The sequence below is a fragment of the Massilia sp. UBA6681 genome (genome assembly GCF_002454935.1).
Lineage (GTDB): Bacteria > Pseudomonadota > Gammaproteobacteria > Burkholderiales > Burkholderiaceae_D > Telluria > Telluria varians.
The window spans coordinates 1-16,799 of sequence record NZ_DKJX01000008.1 but is presented as its reverse complement, the minus strand read 5'-3'; the positions used below and the strand labels follow the sequence as shown (position 1 = coordinate 16,799).

At 66.5% G+C, this 16,799-nt stretch carries 15 protein-coding genes and 1 pseudogene; 11 read left to right on the top strand and 5 right to left on the bottom strand.

What is annotated here, in order from left to right; genetic code table 11:
• The 3 genes from B2R83_RS01450 to B2R83_RS01440 form a co-directional block, all read left to right on the top strand.
• The coding region (locus tag B2R83_RS01450; RefSeq protein WP_292037900.1) for a TonB family protein at window positions 1–432 on the top strand (432 nt) is incomplete at its 5' end.
• Window positions 433–599: 167 nt separating this feature from the next.
• Entirely contained in the window at window positions 600–1,667 is a 1,068-nt protein-coding gene (locus B2R83_RS01445; protein ID WP_292037899.1) for a polysaccharide biosynthesis/export family protein, read from the top strand.
• A gap of 28 nt (window positions 1,668–1,695) precedes the next feature.
• Window positions 1,696–1,839 (top strand): hypothetical protein, encoded by a 144-nt coding sequence (locus B2R83_RS01440; RefSeq protein ID WP_200880003.1) that lies wholly within the window; start codon window positions 1,696–1,698, stop codon window positions 1,837–1,839.
• Window positions 1,840–1,964: 125 nt separating this feature from the next.
• Here B2R83_RS01440 and B2R83_RS01435 read toward each other — a convergent pair whose 3' ends face one another.
• A complete protein-coding gene (locus B2R83_RS01435; protein ID WP_349681038.1) occupies window positions 1,965–3,596 on the bottom strand; it encodes a polysaccharide biosynthesis protein in 1,632 nt (543 codons plus the stop codon).
• Here B2R83_RS01435 and B2R83_RS23960 point away from each other — a divergent pair.
• Window positions 3,559–3,948, top strand: a complete 390-nt coding sequence (locus tag B2R83_RS23960) for a hypothetical protein (protein ID WP_349681037.1) — start codon at window positions 3,559–3,561, stop codon at window positions 3,946–3,948. The two genes, B2R83_RS01435 and B2R83_RS23960, sit on opposite strands and share 38 nt — an antisense overlap.
• Before the next feature lie 397 nt (window positions 3,949–4,345).
• Here the strand turns inward: B2R83_RS23960 and B2R83_RS01430 are convergent, their stop codons facing one another.
• Window positions 4,346–5,326: an N-acetylmuramoyl-L-alanine amidase-like domain-containing protein gene (locus tag B2R83_RS01430; RefSeq protein ID WP_292037897.1), complete on the bottom strand. Its 981-nt coding sequence runs from the start codon at window positions 5,324–5,326 to the stop codon at window positions 4,346–4,348.
• A 241-nt stretch (window positions 5,327–5,567) separates the two neighbouring features.
• Here B2R83_RS01430 and B2R83_RS01425 point away from each other — a divergent pair, with 241 nt between their 5' ends.
• The 7 genes from B2R83_RS01425 (at window position 5,568) to B2R83_RS01395 (ending at window position 12,287) form a co-directional block, all read left to right on the top strand.
• Window positions 5,568–8,528, top strand: a complete 2,961-nt coding sequence (locus tag B2R83_RS01425; protein ID WP_292037896.1) for a TonB-dependent receptor — start codon at window positions 5,568–5,570, stop codon at window positions 8,526–8,528.
• A gap of 289 nt (window positions 8,529–8,817) precedes the next feature.
• A complete protein-coding gene (locus tag B2R83_RS01420) occupies window positions 8,818–8,979 on the top strand; it encodes a hypothetical protein (RefSeq protein ID WP_169728101.1) in 162 nt (53 codons plus the stop codon).
• Between the two features lie 45 nt (window positions 8,980–9,024).
• Window positions 9,025–9,198 (top strand): hypothetical protein, encoded by a 174-nt coding sequence (locus tag B2R83_RS01415; RefSeq protein WP_209588389.1) that lies wholly within the window; start codon window positions 9,025–9,027, stop codon window positions 9,196–9,198.
• Between the two features lie 206 nt (window positions 9,199–9,404).
• Entirely contained in the window at window positions 9,405–9,794 is a 390-nt protein-coding gene (locus B2R83_RS01410; protein WP_292037894.1) for a LiaF transmembrane domain-containing protein, read from the top strand.
• Window positions 9,784–10,494 (top strand): LiaI-LiaF-like domain-containing protein, encoded by a 711-nt coding sequence (locus tag B2R83_RS01405; RefSeq protein ID WP_292037893.1) that lies wholly within the window; start codon window positions 9,784–9,786, stop codon window positions 10,492–10,494. The genes B2R83_RS01410 and B2R83_RS01405 overlap by 11 nt, the downstream gene beginning before the upstream one ends.
• Complete coding sequence (locus tag B2R83_RS01400; RefSeq protein ID WP_292037891.1) at window positions 10,494–11,555, top strand: sensor histidine kinase; 1,062 nt, start codon at window positions 10,494–10,496, stop codon at window positions 11,553–11,555. The genes B2R83_RS01405 and B2R83_RS01400 overlap by 1 nt, the downstream gene beginning before the upstream one ends.
• A gap of 3 nt (window positions 11,556–11,558) precedes the next feature.
• Window positions 11,559–12,287: a LytR/AlgR family response regulator transcription factor gene (locus B2R83_RS01395; RefSeq protein WP_292037890.1), complete on the top strand. Its 729-nt coding sequence runs from the start codon at window positions 11,559–11,561 to the stop codon at window positions 12,285–12,287.
• On the opposite strand, the gene B2R83_RS01390 is transcribed toward B2R83_RS01395, so the two are convergent.
• The 3 genes and pseudogenes from B2R83_RS01390 to B2R83_RS01380 all read right to left on the bottom strand — a co-directional run.
• Complete coding sequence (locus tag B2R83_RS01390) at window positions 12,284–14,560, bottom strand: ATP-dependent DNA helicase (protein WP_292037889.1); 2,277 nt, start codon at window positions 14,558–14,560, stop codon at window positions 12,284–12,286. The genes B2R83_RS01395 and B2R83_RS01390 overlap by 4 nt on opposite strands.
• Window positions 14,557–16,200 (bottom strand): VRR-NUC domain-containing protein, encoded by a 1,644-nt coding sequence (locus tag B2R83_RS01385; protein ID WP_292037888.1) that lies wholly within the window; start codon window positions 16,198–16,200, stop codon window positions 14,557–14,559. The genes B2R83_RS01390 and B2R83_RS01385 overlap by 4 nt, the downstream gene beginning before the upstream one ends.
• 112 nt (window positions 16,201–16,312) lie before the next feature.
• Window positions 16,313–16,799 (bottom strand): annotated as a pseudogene (locus tag B2R83_RS01380) (hypothetical protein); the annotation flags it as partial.

The following is a 16,799-nucleotide window of genomic DNA, read 5'->3' as shown; positions in this document are numbered from 1 at the left end:
CGCGAACTGCTGCGCGGCCTGAACATCCCGAACGTGACGCCGCCGCCGGCGCGGCCGGAGGACGCCCCCGGCGCGCGCCGGGTGCTGGCCGACGGCGCCGAACGCGACGTGCCGCTGCGCCTGTACGTCGACAGCGTACGCCAGAAGCTGGAACGCACCGCGGTCCTCGGCGGCGCCCGGTTCTCGCAGCGCGAGGTCCGGATCGACCCCCTGGTCAGCCTGACGCTGCGCAGCGACGGCAGCGTCGACGACGTGACCATCGTGCGCTCGAGCGGCCGCGCCGACATGGACGATGCGGTACGCCGCTTCGTCCAGCTCAATGCGCGTTACGCCGCCTTCCCGCCGAACGTCGCGGCGCGCTTCGACATCATCGAAATCCGCCGCGTGTGGCGCTTTGCCGACGGCCTGAAGTTACTGGAGGAAATTCGCTGAGCCTTTGCGCAGCCGCTGTTTGATCAGCTACAAAGCCAAGCCTGATGGACACCGTACGCTGGACTGGACCGTTCAAGTATGACGTCTATTTTTGATAGGCAACAATCATGGCTGCGATTTGTTCAGTTGCAATATCGGGTTACCGGCAGCTTGTGCTGGTACTGAGCTTGTTCATTCTCCTGCCGGGTTGCACCACCGGCATCCAGTTCGCCGGCAGCGGCAAGGACGGCAGCAGCGATGCGCCGCCCACCGAGATCATCACCGAGCAGCTGATCGAGAGCGAACGGCGCGCGCTGGCCGAGCTGTCCCGGCAAGACCTCTCGCCGCTCATCGTGGCCGACCCTGCGCCGTACACCATCGGCCAGGGCGACGTGCTGTCGATCGTCGTGTGGGACCATCCCGAGCTCGCCGGCAGCGGCATGACCGCCGCCACCGCCGCCCTCGACAGCGGCACGGCGTCGCCCAGCGCGGTCCAGCCCGGATTTGCGGTCGATCACATGGGACGCATCCAGTTTCCGCTGATCGGCCTGCTGCACGTCGAGGGCCAGACCGAGGAGCAGGCCAGGGCGCTGCTGACCAAGAAGCTGGCGCGCTACATCGCCCAGCCCAGCCTCACCCTGCGCGTGCAGTCCTACCGCAGCAAGCGGGTCTACATCGACGGCGAGGTCAAGGCCCCCGGCCTGCAGGCCATCAACGACATCCCCATGACCCTGGTCGAGGCGCTGAACCGCGCCGGCGGCATGCTGCCTAGCGCCGACCAGAGCCGCATCATGATCGAACGCGGACCCAGCCGCTACATGATCAACCTGCGCGACCTGGTGCAGAAGGGCGTCAACCCCGGCACCGTGCTGCTCAGGCATGGCGACGTGGTGCGCGTCCATTCGCGTGACGAAAGCAAGGTTTTCGTCTCCGGCGAGGTCGTCCAGCCGCGCGCGCTCACCATGCACAACGGCCGCCTGACCCTGAACGAGGCGCTCGGCGAGAGCGGCGGCGTCAGCCCCCTGAGCGGCGATGCGCGCCAGATCTACGTGGTGCGCAAGACGCCCGAGCGAACCCGCGTGTTCCAGCTCGACGCGCGCGTGAGCGGTGCGCTGGCGATGGCCGAATCCTTCGAGCTGCGGCCGAAGGACGTCGTCTACGTCGCCGCATCGCCGCTGGCGAACTGGAACCGTCACCTGAGCCTGTTGTTCCCGGGCGCGCTGACCAACGCGGTCGGCGTGACGACCCGTCCCTGAACATCCGATCCCGAGCAAGGCCGCTACCATGAGCAATCCTGCCGACGCCCACCCGCTGACCCATATCTCGCACAGCCCGCCCGTGCTGTCGGTGCCCTTCGACCCGCGGCCGCCCGAGCCCCTGCCGGAAGAGTCGACCGTCGACCTGAAGGGCTATTTCAACACGTTGTAGTCGAGGCCGACAATGCCGATGACGGCGGTGCGGTCCTGCAGCTTGGCCAGCAGCTGCTCCAGGTGAGGGGAGGTGTTCTCGTCGCGCATGTGTTTCCTCGTCGGTGACAGTGGGGGGGTACGGGTTCAGATCCGGAACGGCACGAATTTTTTGATCAGGCTCGGCGCCTGGGTATCGGCCACCAGGGGCGGCGCCGTCACCGGCGAGGTGGGCACGTATTCGGCGACGATGGCCTTGACCATCGATTCGATCGTGCCGCGCTCGTGGGTCTCGCAGGCCATCATCAGGCAGGTGATGCAGGTTTCCAGCACACTGGGGCGCAGCGCGCTTTCCTTCATGCGCATGATGCGCGGGTGCTCGCTCGGGAAGACGGTGCCTTCGGTCAGCAGTTCCTCGTGCAGCTTTTCGCCGGGGAACAGGCCGACGAACTGGACCTCGATGTCGCCGCGCGGGTTCTGCGGCGACCGTTCGGTGAGCCCGGACATGGCGATCATGGTGCGGGCCAGGTCGACGATCTTGACCGGCTCGCCCATGTCGAGCACGAACACGTCGCCGCCCTTGGCCATGGCGCCGGCCTGGATCACCAGCTGGGCCGCCTCGGCGATCAGCATGAAGTAGCGCGACACCTCGGGGTGGGTGATGGTCAGCGGGCCGCCGCGGGCGATCTGGCGCTGGAACAGGGGAATGACCGAGCCGGACGAGCCGAGCACGTTGCCGAAGCGGACCATGCAGAAGGTCGTGTGGGCGCCGTGGCGCACCGCCGCCGCCTGGAAGATCAGCTCGGCGATGCGCTTGCTGGCGCCCATGATATTGGTCGGGCGCACCGCCTTGTCGCTCGAGATCAGCACGCAGGTCTCGACCTTGTGCTGGGCCGCGGCGCTGGCCACGACCTGGGCGCCGATCACGTTGTTGCGCAGTCCTTCGACGATATTGGCCTCGACCAGGGGCACGTGCTTGTAGGCGGCGGCGTGGTAGATGGTGTTGACCTTGCCGTCGCGCAGGACGCGCTCGACCAGTTCGCTGTTGCAGACCGAACCCAGGTGGGCGTGGATGGCCAGCCCCGGGAAGCGCGCGGCCAGCTCCTGGCGGATGGTGTAGAGCGCGTACTCGGAGTGGTCGAGCAGGTGCAGCTCAAGCGGGGTCAGCGTGACGATCTGGCGGCACAGCTCGCTGCCGATCGACCCGCCGGCGCCGGTGACGAGCACGCTCTTGCCGCGGACGCAGCGGGCGAACAGGTCGAGCCGCGGCGGCACCGGCGGGCGCCCGAGCAGGTCCTCGAACTTGAGTTCGCGGATCGTGCCGTGCGCCGGCGGCCGGTCGTCGGCCAGGTCGACCAGGCGGCTCAGGATCTTGACCGGCACCCCGGCCTGGCCGAGGCGCTGCATGATGTCGCGCAGGCGCTCCGGCGACACCGAGGGCAGGGCGATCACGATGGTGCGGATGCCCTGCGAAGCCACCAGCTCGGCCAGGCGCGTGGTATTGAAGACGCGCAGGCCGGCGATGGTGCGTTCGTTCAGGGCGCGCTTGTCGTCGAAGAAGCAGACGGGGCGGTATTCGTCGCTGTGGCGCATCGCCTGCACCAGGCGCGCACCGGCGTCGCCGGCGCCGTAGACGGCCACCGCATCGGACGCGCCGGTGCGCCGCCCGCCGTGGGCGCGCAGCAGGTTGCGCAGGCCGATACGGGAAATGACGACATACGAGAAAACCACGAACCAGTAAATGGCGAGCGCGCTGCGCGGAAAACGCGGCTCGTTCATGATGATTAATACGACGTATACGCAGAAAATGGCGAATGCGAGTGCGGCGCCGGTAAAGCTCAATAAACGCTGGTCGATAAAACGGATGACGGCGCGGTATAAATCGGAAACCGAAAATGCGGCAATGGTGACCACGGCCACCAGCGCATACGACGCGGGACCGAAATTCTGTGCAAGCTGTAAATCGCCACCCCGTAATATCATCGCAATCAGGAAACAGACCGGCAATGCCAGCAAGTCGCACCCCACCATCAGGGCGATTTTACTGGTGCGGCTCATCGACACCATCCGTACGCAAAGCTGGCTGAAAAGATCGGATCTGAAATTGGACATGGCAATCCGCTGCGGTTAGGAATTAATGAAAGCCTAGAGAAATTCGGGCGCGGCAATGCATAAAAAGCGATAATCCGGTCGTTATCCAGAAAGGAAACAAGTAAATGAAAAGAAGTTTTGTAAATTTATTATCAGGCGGCTACTACTAATGGAGTTTGACCTGACTCAACGGCGGCAAGTGAATTAATTCGAAAAGGCTTGAAAATGAAAATAGGAAATGAAAATAGGAAATAAATCGCCTATTTCATTTCCATTGATTATTTAATTGATGAGCGGAACTGATGAGCAGGCAGGGCGCTGCGCAGGCCACGCGCACGGCCGCCCGCGCGGCAGGAAGAGGAGGGGAAAGGACGACGCGCCGGCAAGGCGGCGCGTCGGAGAGGGCGGAAGCGCCGCCGGCCGGGCCGGCGGCGGGTTCAGGCGGCCGGGCGGCCCGGGCGCGGTTGCGGCGCCATCGGCGGCACCGTGATCTGTTCGTTCAGACGCAGGAACTTGAAGCCGGCCAGCACCTGCCCAGGCTTGCCCTCGCGCGCATTGCGGGCCTCGCGCTCGGCGGCGCGGGCAATGAAGGAGTCGAAGGTCTCTTCGCGCACCTGCGGCGCCTGCGAGTGCAGGAAGCGCCGCTCGCCGTTCGGGCCCAGCACCACCAGGCCGACGTGCGAGGCCCAGTATTCGCCGTTGCCGGTCGAGATCACGTTCACGAAGTCGCCTTCCTGCAGCTGGGCGGCGATCGCCGCCACGCCTTCCTTGGGCACGTAAGCCTGGCGGCTGCTCTCGACCGGGATGTCGCGCACCGTGTTGTGGCGGGTGCGCAGGAAGCGCGCGCGGTCCACCGTCATCGCATACGAGGGGCCGCCTGGCCCGGCCAGCTCGGCGCTGACGTCGGTCACCAGCCAGCGGTTGGCCACGTTCCAGTCCATCTCGGTGTAGTGGTTGCGGGTGGCCACGCCGATCACGCCGTCGCGGTAGCGGATCCGCTGCAGCATCCAGAAGAATTCTTCCCAGGACTGCGACAGGGCCATGGCGTAGGTGTGTTCGGCGAAGACCACGCAATCGCTTTCCCTGAGGCTGAACAGCGGCAGGTCGTCGTGTACTTCATACGGGAACTCGCCCAGCAAATGCAGCGAATACGGCTGGCCGAGGTTCTTGCGCCCGATCGCGGCGATCCGCTTGCGCAAGTCGGGTTCGGCCGTGTGGACGTGGGCGATATAGCGCCCGGCTTCCTGCGGCGTCATCTGGTAGATCTGCTTCTGCAGCACGGCGGCCAGCGGCAGCTCGGCTGCGGGCGTGCCCGGGGTGACGGCAGACTGTGGCGTCGGAGGAGCGCTGGCGCAGCCGGCGAGGGCGGCGCCGGCAAGCAGCAGGCTGCTGAGGCGGATGGCAATAGTTATTTGCAAAAAAGAGACACTCAAGACGATGAAGGTGCAGCCACGCTACTCCTGCGCCCGCGTAAAAGGGAATGAAATTTTGTTCATTCGCTATAACTTACGCAATGCTTGAATATGTACATTCCTGGAAGTTATATAAAGGCGAACACAAGTGATTATTCAGCAAGCTTGACATCATCAATACTCCCGACCATGGCAGAAAGATGCCTACCAATTGCATACCAATAGCTATAATCTCAGGAGAGACGTCATGTTCAAGCAGAAGCCGCTCGCAGCGGCCGTATCGTTGGCCGTATGGAGCCTGGCCGCCGTCCCGGCCGTCGCGCAGGACGCACCGGCCCAGATCCAGACCGTCGAGGTCACCGGTATCCGCGCCTCGATGGCCAAGTCGCTGGCCGTCAAGAGGGATTCTTCCGCCAACGTCGAGGTGATCACCGCCGAAGACGTGGGCAAGATGCCGGACAAGAACCTGGCCGATTCGCTGCAGCGTCTCGCCGGCGTGGCCGTGCGTACCGACTACGACGAGGCCGAGAAAGTCGCGATGCGCGGCTCCAACCCGGACCATACCCTGATCCTGTTCAACGGTCACACCGTCTCGGGCGGCGACTGGTACTTCGCCGACCAGCTCTCGAGCAGCCGTTCGACCAGCCTGTCGCTGATGCCTTCGACGGTCCTGAACCAGGCTGTCGTCTACAAGACCTCGCAGGCCAACATCGTCGACGGCGGCATGGCCGGCACCATCAACGTGTCCACCCGCAAGCCGCTGGCGCAGAAGGAACGCCTGACCGGCGTCGTCAACCTCGGTGCCGTGTACTCGCAACTGCCGAGCAAGGCCGCGCACGACACCAACGCCTCGATCAACTGGAAGAACGAGTCGAACACCTTCGGCTTCATCCTGCAGGGCTTCGCCGAGAAGCGCCACTCGCGCCGCGATTCGGCTTCGCGCTTCGCCTACTCGGGCGGCAGCGGCTGGGATGTGATCAACACCAGCACCATGAAGGGCATCACCGACGAATCGCTGGCCGGCACCGGCTACAAGGCCGCGGACCTGGAAGGCGTGCGCATCCCGGGTTCGATGAGCATGGAATACGTGGAAGGCGTGCGTGACCGCAAGGGCGGCATGTTCTCGGCGCAGTTCAAGCCGAACAACGACCTCGACATGACCATGACCGGTTTCCATTCGGAGATGAAGGCGAATAACTTCGGCCGCCTGAATGCCGGCGCCATGTTCAGCATGCTGCGCGGCCTGGGCGGCGCGCAGGGCGGCGCCGCGCCGACCGATTCGAACGGCCAGCGCGTCTATGCGCAGATCAAGAACCCGGTGATCGTTACCGAGCGCACCATGTACGGCCACGAGCTGAAGGTGCTCAAGGCGGCCGACATCGTCTACCCGGCCGGCACCACCCCGCAGTACATCGGCGAGACCGAAGGCGCCTACCGCGACGGCGCCAAGGCCAGCAGCGCCTTCCTCGACCTCGACGTGAAATACCGCGTCAGCCCGGACCTGACGGTCAAGGCGCTGCTGTCGGCCACCAAGGGCGTCGGCGAGACCGCGCTCGACCAGGGCCTGACCTATACCCGCTACGGCACCGGCGTCTCCTATGCGCTGGGCAGCCTGTACGATGCCCCGTTCGTCAAGTGGTATGGTACCGGCCCGAACGTCCCGGGCCGCAACGCCGATGGCAGCGGCTACGTCCTGACCGGCCGCGCCGCCTCGGGCGTGACCACCAACGACCGCGAGAAGAGCATCAACCTCGATGCCGAGTACAAGCTCGACACGACCTACGTCAAGTCGCTCGAGTTCGGCGTGCGCCACGCCGACCACCGCCGCGACAGCGCCCGCCGCTTCCCGCAGCTGCGCAGTGGCGACCTGAACGCCAACGCACCGACCGGCGCCTTCAACTTCCAGCCGATCCCGGCTGACTTCGGCGCCGACCTGGACGGCCCGGCAGGCTGGGACAATACCAGCTGGACCCTGACCCCGGACGCGCTGAAGGCCTATTTCGCGGCCAACTACAAGCCGACCAACTCGGAATGGGAGCGCCGCGTCTCGACCGAACTCGACATGCGCGAACGCCAGAGCTCGGGCTACCTGATGGCCAACCTGGAAGGCGAACGCTGGTCGGGTAACGTCGGCCTGCGCTACGTGCGCACCCAGGTCAACGCCAACGTGCCGTCGCCGATCCCGGCAGGCACCTGCCCGCGTACCGAACCAGGCAAGCCGACGACCACCTGCGCGGCCGTGCCGGGCGCGATCACCACCGCCAGCGACGGCGTGCAGTACTACGACGGCGTGCCGTTCAATCCGCTGGCCGGCGTGATGTACTACAAAGATGCCAAGGAAAGCACCTTCAACAACCTGCTGCCGAGCCTGAACCTGCGCTACGAGCTGACCAAGGACCAGATCCTGCGCTTCGGCGCCAGCAAGACCATTTCGCGCCAGAACTACAACATCCTGGGCGCCGGCTACGGTTCGCCGACCTGCACCGACGGCTTCTGCCAGGTCACGGGCCCGAACCCGAACCTGGAGCCGCTGTTCGCCAAGAACCTGGACATTTCGTACGCCTGGTACTTCGCGCGCCGTTCGATGGTGGGCGTGAACCTGTTCGCCTCGAACATCACCGGCTATCCGAAGACCGGTGTGGCCGGCCAGGACACCGTGCAACTGCTCGACCCGCGCGACAACATCATCAAGAACTTCGCGGTGAACTCGGCCTCGCAGCAGGGTGCGCGCATCCGCGGCATCGAACTGATGTACGAGCAGCCGTTCGGCAGCACGCCGTTCGGCTTCACCTCGAACGTCAGCCGCGCCAAGACCGAAGTGGATGACGGCCGTCCGATGGTGGGCGCTTCCGAGTATGCGGCCAACCTGGGCGTGTACTTCGAGAACGACACCGTGTCGGCGCGACTGGTCGCCAACTACCGCAGCGAGTACGTCAACACCTCGACCGCGCCGGCGCCGAACGCCAACAGCCAGGGCCTGTCGACCATCAACGGCGTCCTGATGCCGGTGGCGCCGACCATGGCCGCGCCGGTGACCACGCTGGCCTTCAACGCGAGCTACAACCTGCGTCCGGACCTGGTGCTGTCCTTCGATGCGACCAACCTGACCAACGTGAAGCGCGCCTACTACCGCTACAGCGAAGCGGAGCAGCAGAAGCTGGACGTGTCGGGCCGCATCTTCTATCTGAATCTGAAGTACCGCTTCTGATTCCGGCCTAGTCCGATCAAAGGGGAGCTTCGGCTCCCCTTTTTCATTCGCGGCGCGGCGGGCTTCCACTGCCGCCCGCCGCCCTGTAGGAGACGGCCTATCGAACAATGTGCGGCACCTAACGGTGGGTCGGTGAGCCCATCGTTATCATGGGAACCGTCTGAGTGAGGCACCTGTGCGACAAGCGCACGGTACCGACAGCTCAACAGGTTAGCCGGTCGCCTCGAGGACCGGCACCAATTTCGGGCCGCGCCCCAGGCGTCGGCCCCCAACGGAAGTGGAGGTCGCCATGTCCGAGATCAAGCAGCCACCCAAGCATCTGGTTCGTGAATACCTCGAGCGCCGTGCGCGGGACAGCGCACCGCCGCCGACGCCGGAGGAAATCCGCCGCCAGCTCGGCTGGGGAATGCTGATGCCTTCCGATCTCAAGATGGGGACCAACCGCTCCTGATCCCGCGCCGCGCCGCGGTTCACCACCGTCCACCAGGAGACACTCATGACCAGAAAGATCGGCAGCAAACACGAGGCACAACACCGCGGCAAGAAGGAGCGCCAGGAGATCCGCCGTACCAACATCGCGCGCGAAGCCGTCAAGATGGCCGAAGCCCGCGCCAAGTACCGCAACCAGGTCAAGGGCCGTCCGCAGATGGACCTGTCGGCGTCAAGCTGAGTTTTACCGAAGCAGTTTGCCCAGCTGGCCCGCCTCCTCACAGGCGGGCTTTTTTTCGCCCCGCCATTCGCCGGCCTCGCCGCCGTCCGCCGAATACTTCGCCATTCACCGCCGCCATACCGCCGTTCACCGAAAGGCGCTTCCATTGCATGTTGCTGTTCCGGTATCGTGTGTCCATACAGTCCACACACGAGGAGTCACGCATCATGCATACCGAAGAAGCTTACCGCTGGCGCAAGCAGGCAGTCTGGGGCCTGCTCCTGATCGTCGTCGGCACCATCGTCCTGCTCGACCGCCTGTACTACATCGATGCCGGCGCCTATTGGCGCTACGCGCCGCTGCTGCTGGTCGTGGTCGGCCTCAACCAAACCATCGGCTATTCGAGCCCGCGCGAATTCGGCAACGGCCTGTGGACGGTCTTCATCGGCCTGTGGCTGTTCGCCTGCTTCAACCACGTCTTCGGCCTGAGCTTCCGTAACAGCTGGCCGCTGTTCCTCCTGGCCTGGGGCCTCAAGCTCGTGTTCGAGCCGCTGGTCGCGCGCCGCTTCGCACAGCAGACCACCCTCAAGCAGCCGGAGAACAAACATGAAGGATAATTTCCAGTCGAAGGGTGTCACCAGCCAGGTCGTGCTCGGCCTGCTCGTGATCCTGATGGGCCTGTTGTTCCTGCTCGATAACCTCGACCTCATCGAGATCCGCCGCGTCCTGAGCTTCTGGCCGATGGTGTTCATCATCGCCGGCACCGTGAAGCTGTGCGACACCCAGAGCCGCAACGGCCAGCTGCTGGGCGGCGGCTTGATCGGGCTAGGCGTCCTGATGATCCTGGACCGGATGGACATCATCGACTTCGACATCCGCACCCTGTGGCCGCTGTTCCTGATCGGCGCCGGCGCCTTCGTGCTGTACAAGGCCCTGGATGCGCGCCGTGCCGGACCGACGGCGTCGCTGAAGGACGGGACCGGTCCGGGAAGCGACGTGGTCGACGTGGCCGCCATCCTGGGCGGATTCGAGCGCCGCGTCACGACCCAGAACTTCCGCGGCGGCGAGATCACGGCGGTGATGGGCGGCTGCTCGCTCGACATGCGCACCGCCTCGATCCAGGACGAAGCCGTGATCAACGTGTTCGCGTTCTGGGGCGGCGTCACGCTCAAGTGCCCGCCCGACTGGACCGTCGTGCTGCAGGGTACCCCGATCATGGGCGGTTTCGAGGAAAAGACCGCGACCCCGCCGCACAGCCAGAAGCGCCTGATCATCCGCGGCTATGCGATCATGGGCGGTGTCGAGGTACGCAACTGATGGTGCTGGCGCGGCGCGGCAGCGCGCTCTACCTGCTGGCCTGGCTGATGCTGGGCCTGCTGCTGGCAGGGCTGATCAGTGCCGCTACCGGCGCGGGGGCCGGCGCCAGCCTGCTGTTCGCGCTGCCGCTCACGCTGTTCTACGCGGTCGCCTGCGGTTTCTCCAGCTACTACCTGTGCCGCGCCTTTCCGCTGGCGCAGCGTCCGTTGGGGGCGGTGTTGTCGGTGTTCTTCTTCAGCGGTCTGAGCGCGGCGCTGCTGTGGTGCGCGGCGGGCAGCGCCTGGGCTGCCGTGTGCCGGCTGCTGCTGGCCGAGGGCGAAGCGCTTGCCTTCACCCGGCCGTTCGCGGCCCTGATGCTGGGGATCGGGATGCTGCTGTACTGGATGACGGCGGTGGCCCAGCTGCTGGCGCTGGAATTCGAACGCGCGCGCCGCGCCGAGACGCGCGAGCTGGAATCGCGCCTGCTGGCGCAGGACGCCGAGCTGCGCATGCTGCGCACCCAGATCGATCCGCACTTCCTGTTCAACAGCCTGAACTCGATCAGTGCGCTGACGGCCATCGACCCGGGCCGGGCGCGCGACATGACCCTGCAGCTTGCGGGCTTCTTCCGCCAGACGCTCGGACTGGAAGCGCACCGCAAGGTGCGCCTGCGTGAGGAGCTGGTGCTGGTCGAGCGCTTCCTGGCGATCGAAGGGGTGCGCTTCGGCCCGCGCTTGCGCTTCGAGCACAGCGTGGGCGAGGGCGCGCAGGAATGCCTGCTGCCGCCGATGATCCTGCAGCCGCTGGTAGAGAACGCGGTCAAGCACGGGATCGGCGGACTGCTGGAAGGAGGTAGCATACGCCTGCTTGCAGAGCGCTCCGGTTCGCTGTTGCGGGTCCGGGTCGAAAACGATGCGGACCCGGATGAAACAGGAACCAAGGAAGACAAGGGCATCGGCCTGGTGAACGTGCGCCAGCGCCTGGCGGCGGCCTATGGCAGGGACGGCAGCGTGCACTGGGCACGCGAGGGCAATCTATTCCGGGTGGAGCTGGTGCTGCCCGCGGAGACGGAGGAGAAGTAAGCGATGCGAGTACTGATCGTCGACGACGAACACCTGGCGCGCGCGCTGCTGCGCGAATACCTGGCCGGTCATCCGGACATCGAGGTCGTGGGCGAATGCGCGAACGGCTTCGAGGCCGTCAAGGCCATCGGCGAGCTCGATCCGGAGCTGGTCTTCCTCGACATCCAGATGCCCAAGCTGGACGGCTTCGAGGTGGTCGAACTGGCCGGCAGCAAGCCATACTACATTTTCGCGACCGCCTATGACCAGTACGCGCTGAAGGCCTTCGAGGTGCACGCGATCGACTACCTGCTCAAGCCCTTCAGCCGCGAGCGGCTGGGGCAGGCGCTGGACCATGCGCGCAGCCGCCGGCCGCAGCCGCAGCAGCTGGAGGCTGTAGTGCACGATGCCGCCCAGCGGCGCGGCTACCTGGAGCGGGTCTTGATCAAGGACGGGGCGCGGGTGCACGTGGTGGCAAGCAGCAGCATCGACTACATCGAGGCGCAGGACGACTACGTGCAGGTGACGGCGGCCGGCAAGGCCTGGCTGAAGAACCAGCGCATGTCGGAACTCGAGGCCCAGCTCGACCCGCAGGTGTTCATCCGCATCCACCGCTCCTTCATCGCCAACCTCGGATCGATCGCGCGCATCGAACCGGCCAGCAAGGACAACCATTGCGCCGTGCTGAAGGACGGCACCCGGCTGCCGATCAGCCGCAGCGGCTACCAGAAGCTGCGCGACATGATGCGCTAGGAGGCGACAGCGGCGTCCACGTCCCACCAGGCGGGCAGCAGGGCGCGCACTTCCGGGCGGCCAAAGCGGTCGTCGATCAGCCAGACCACGCCACGGTCGGTCTCGGTACGGATCACGCGCCCCGCCGCCTGCACCACCTTCTGCATGCCGGGATAGAGATAGGTGTAGTCGTAGCCGGCCCCGAACATCGCCTGCATCCGCTCGCGCAGCTGCTCGTTCACCGGGTTCACCTGGGGCAGGCCGAGCGTGGCGACGAAAGCCCCGATCAGGCGCTCCCCCGGCAGGTCGATGCCTTCGCCGAAGGAGCCGCCCAGCACCGCGAAGCCGACGCCGCGTCCGCCAGGGACAAAGCGTTCGAGGAAGGCGGCGCGTTCCGCCTCGCTCATGCGCCGTTCCTGGCGCCAGCTCGGGACCTCCGGATGGCGTGCCTGGAGTTCTTCCAGCACCTGCTCCAGGTAATCGAAGCTGCTGAAGAAGGCCAGGTAGTTGCCGGGACGCTCGACGTATTGGCGCGCGACCAGGTCCGCGATCGGCCGCAGCGAGGCGGCGCGACGCTGGTAACGGGTCGAGATGCCGCCCTCGATGTGGACCTCGAGCTGGCTGGCGGAAAACGGCGAGGCGACGTCGGCCCAGGCGGTATCGGCCGGCATGCCGAGCAGGTCGCAGAAGTAGTGCCAGGGACCGAGGGTGGCCGAGAACAGCGTCACCGAGCGGGCCAGCGCGAAGCGCGGCGCCAGGAAGGGCGCCGGCACCACGTTGCGGATGCTGACGCTCGAATCCTTGGCGCCGGCACGCGCCAGGTCGCACAGCGAATGCTCGCCGAAGGATTCGGCCAGGCGGAGGAAGGCCAGGGCGTCGAAATGGAAACGCTGCAGTTCCGGGTCTAGCGGACCGGGGACCTCCACCAGGAAGTCGTTCACGGTGCTGGTGGCGTTCTGCAGCGCGTCCAGCAGCTTGGCCGGCACTTCGGGCAGGACCTGATAGGGTGCCTGCGGCAGCGGCGCCTCCTTGTCGGCGCCGCTCCAGGCGCGGCCGACGCGCTCCAGGGCCTTCTTGACGACCCCGGGCGCGTTGGCGCGCGCGGCGCGCAGCTGGCTGCGTTCCAGTTCCACGCTGTACATCGCGCGGGCACGCGACACCATGTTGTGCGCTTCGTCGACCAGCACGCTGGTCTTCCAGCCGCGCTCGAGCGCCAGCGCGTAGAGCATGGCGCTGCCGTCGAAAAAATAGTTGTAGTCGCCGACCACCATGTCGGCCCAGCGCGCCATCTCGCTGCCGAGGTAGTAGGGGCAGACTTCATGGGCAAGGCCCACTTCGCGCAGGGCATCGCGGTCCAGCAGGGCCACCTGGGCGGCCGCCGCGCGCGCGGCCGGCAGGCGGTCGTAGAAGCCCTTCGCCAGCGGGCAGGCGTCGCCCTGGCAGGCCTTGTCCGGATGCTCGCAGGCCTTGTCGCGCGCCGTCAGTTCGAGCACCCGCAGCGGCACCGTGGCGCCGGCGCCCAGGCTGGCGGCGGCATCGAGGGCGAGGCGCCGGCCCGGGGTCTTGGCCGCCAAGAAGAAGACCTTGTCGAGGCCCTCTTGCGGCATCGCCCTCAGGACCGGGAACAGGCTGCCGACGGTCTTGCCGATGCCGGTCGGCGCCTGCGCCAGCAGGCAGCGCCCGCTGATGTTGGCGCGGTAGACGTTTTCCGCCAGCTGGCGCTGGCCGGGGCGGAAATCCGCATGCGGGAAGCGCAGTGCGCCCAGCGCCGCGTCGCGCGCGGTGCGGTGCGCCGCTTCGCTGGCAGCCCAGTCCGAGAAGCGTTCGCAGAGTTCGGTGAACAGGGCGGCAAGGTCTTGCGCGCTCCGGGTTTCGCGCAGCACGGTTTCCTGGCCGTTGCCGATGTCGTAGTAGACCAGGGCCAGGTTGACGCTGTCCATCCCTAGCTGGCGGCACAGCAGGTGGCCGTAGACCCGCACTTGCGCCCAGTGCAGGTGGCGGTGGTTGTCGGGAATGGCGTCGAACTTGCCGCGGTGGGTCTTGATCTCTTCGACCAGGTTCTGGTCCGGGTCGTAGCCGTCGGCGCGCCCGCGCACGTGCAGGTCGCCCCAGCTTCCTTCGAGCGATACCTCGGTGCGGTAGTTCTCGCCGCGCCGGCTAGTCACGACCGCATGGCCGTTGATGCCTTCCTGGGCGGTGGGCGAGGGCGTGAAGCGCAGGTCGAGGTCGCCCTGCTTGGCGGTGAACTCGCACAGGGCGCGTACCGCGACGCTGTAGCGAAGGCTGACATTCAAGCGGCCTGCTCCCACTGGAGGTAGCACACCGACACCGGCATCCCGTGCGTCGAACAGTAGTCGATCCAGCGCAGCTGGTTGTCCTGCAGGCGGTCGCCCGGGCCCTTCACCTCGATCATGGTGTAGCGGTTTTCCGCCGGCCAGAACTGGATCAGGTCGGGAAATCCGGTGTGGTTGGCACGAACGTCCGCCAGGATCCGTTCGCACCATTTGCGCAGGTGTTGCGGCGGGATGCAGGCCAGCGCCAGCTCCAGCAGTTCCTCGCTGAGTGCGCCCCAGTAGACGAAAGGCGAGGCGATGCCCGCTTTCTCGCGGTAGTGGGCGCGGATGGTGTCGCGGTAGCTGCCGTCGTCCAGCCGCGCCAGGCAGGCATCGAACTCCGCCTGGCGGCGCAGGTGGAAGTCCGGGCTGTGCAGGTCGGCCGGGCCGCGGTGGAAGGGATGGAAGAAGGCGCCGGGAATGGCGGCGAAGATCGCCGGCCAGCACAGCAGACCGAACAGGGAGTTGGCCAGCGCGTTCTCGACGTAGAACACGGGCGCGTCCTCGCTGGCGAGGTGGTCGCGCACCACGCCCTCGACCCAGCGGTCCTCCACCGGCATGGGCAGGGACAGGTCGAGGCGCTCGACGAGCGGCTTGCGCGCCGGCAGCCTGGCATGGCCGAGGCGGCGCGCCAGGCGCGGCGCGATGCGCATCAATTGCTGGCGCTCGGCCTCGCTTTCCGGCGCGGCCTGGGCCACCTGGAGCAGCGCATACGCTTCATCGAAGCGCTCGTGCTTTTCCAGCACGCGGATGGCGCGTCCGCGCGCACCGAGGAAGCGGCAGCGCGCATAGACGGCGTAGGCATTGTCCCAGTCCTTGAGCTTTTCGAAACCCTGGCCGATCTGGAACAGCAGCTTCTCGCGCCGGCTCACCAGCCAGTCGTTGTCGAACACATGGGCGGGCAGGTCGCGCAGCACCTCGCCGAGCGGCTCGCCGGCGTAGAAGCGCTCCTTGCAGGCGTGCAGGAGGATGTAATGCTCGACGTCGGCGCGCGAGCGGAAACCGCGCGAGGCTTGCGAGATCTCGACCTGCTCGAAGCGGAACATGCCGAGGTCGGACAGCACGAATTCGGTCCAGTCCTGGGCCAGGTTGCCGAAGAAGATCAGGCGCAGCCGGTCGCACAGCGGCTTGACCCCGATGCGCAGCGCGAGATCGGCGCAGTCGCGGTACCACGCGGAGAACGCCCGGCTGTCGGCGAATTGCTCGCGCAGCGCGTCCAGCTGCTCGCCCTTGCGCGCGTTCTTGTGCGGCAACTGCGGACCGAAGGCGCTGGCGATCTCGGGCTTGGACAGCAGGTCGAACAGCTCGTCGAGCGAGATGACCGGGTCGGCCTCGACCCAGCCGGTGGCAAGCAGCTCGCGCGCGGCCTCGACCGGACAGCCGATCTCGGCATACACCAGCTTACTGGCGCGGAACAGATTCCCCTTGCGCATGACCATGCGCACGAACAGGGCGCGCGCAGGCTGCGGCAGCGTGGGAAAGGCGGCAAGGAAGGCGAGCTCGTCGCCGACCAGCAGGTCGCGATAGCGCTCGCCGATCCAGTCGAGGACGCGCTGGAAATTATCCAGATAATAAAACTCGTTTTCCAGAACCCTGATCATGTCATGACGCCATACTGTGCTTTCGTACAGTATAGCGCCACGTGAGGGCAATAACCCAGCAGTAAGCCGCTTTTCGGCGGACTTTCAGCCCGGTTGCGGACTTTTCGCCACGCTACTGGCTGGGCGGGCGCGACTGGCAGGCATTGTCCGGGCACAGCAGCTCGGTCATTTGCGAGCCTTCGGGCGCGTGCCCGTTGGCGTGCACGATGACGGCCGAGATCAGCGCGACGTCGGCATCGACCGGGGCTTCCGGGCTCCTGGCCGGGTTGACGCCACGCTGGGCCTTCGCCTGGGACGGCTTGACGGCGCTTTTCGCCACCACGACCTGCCTGGACTTGGCCGGCGCGGCCGCCGGACGCGGGACCGGCCTGGTCTCGGCCGCCGCCGGCGCCGCTGGACGGACAGGGGGACTCGCCTTCGCCACCGATCGTGGGGGCACCGCCGCCGCGGGAACCGGAGAGACCGCGGTAGCCCGCGCCGCCGGCGGCGTGGCTGTTTCCGCGGCGGGCTTGTCGGGCGCCGATCTGAGCAGGCGCAGCGGTGGGACCGCCTCGGCCGGCGGCGCCTGGTCCACGATGCGCGCCGCTCCGGCCGGCTGG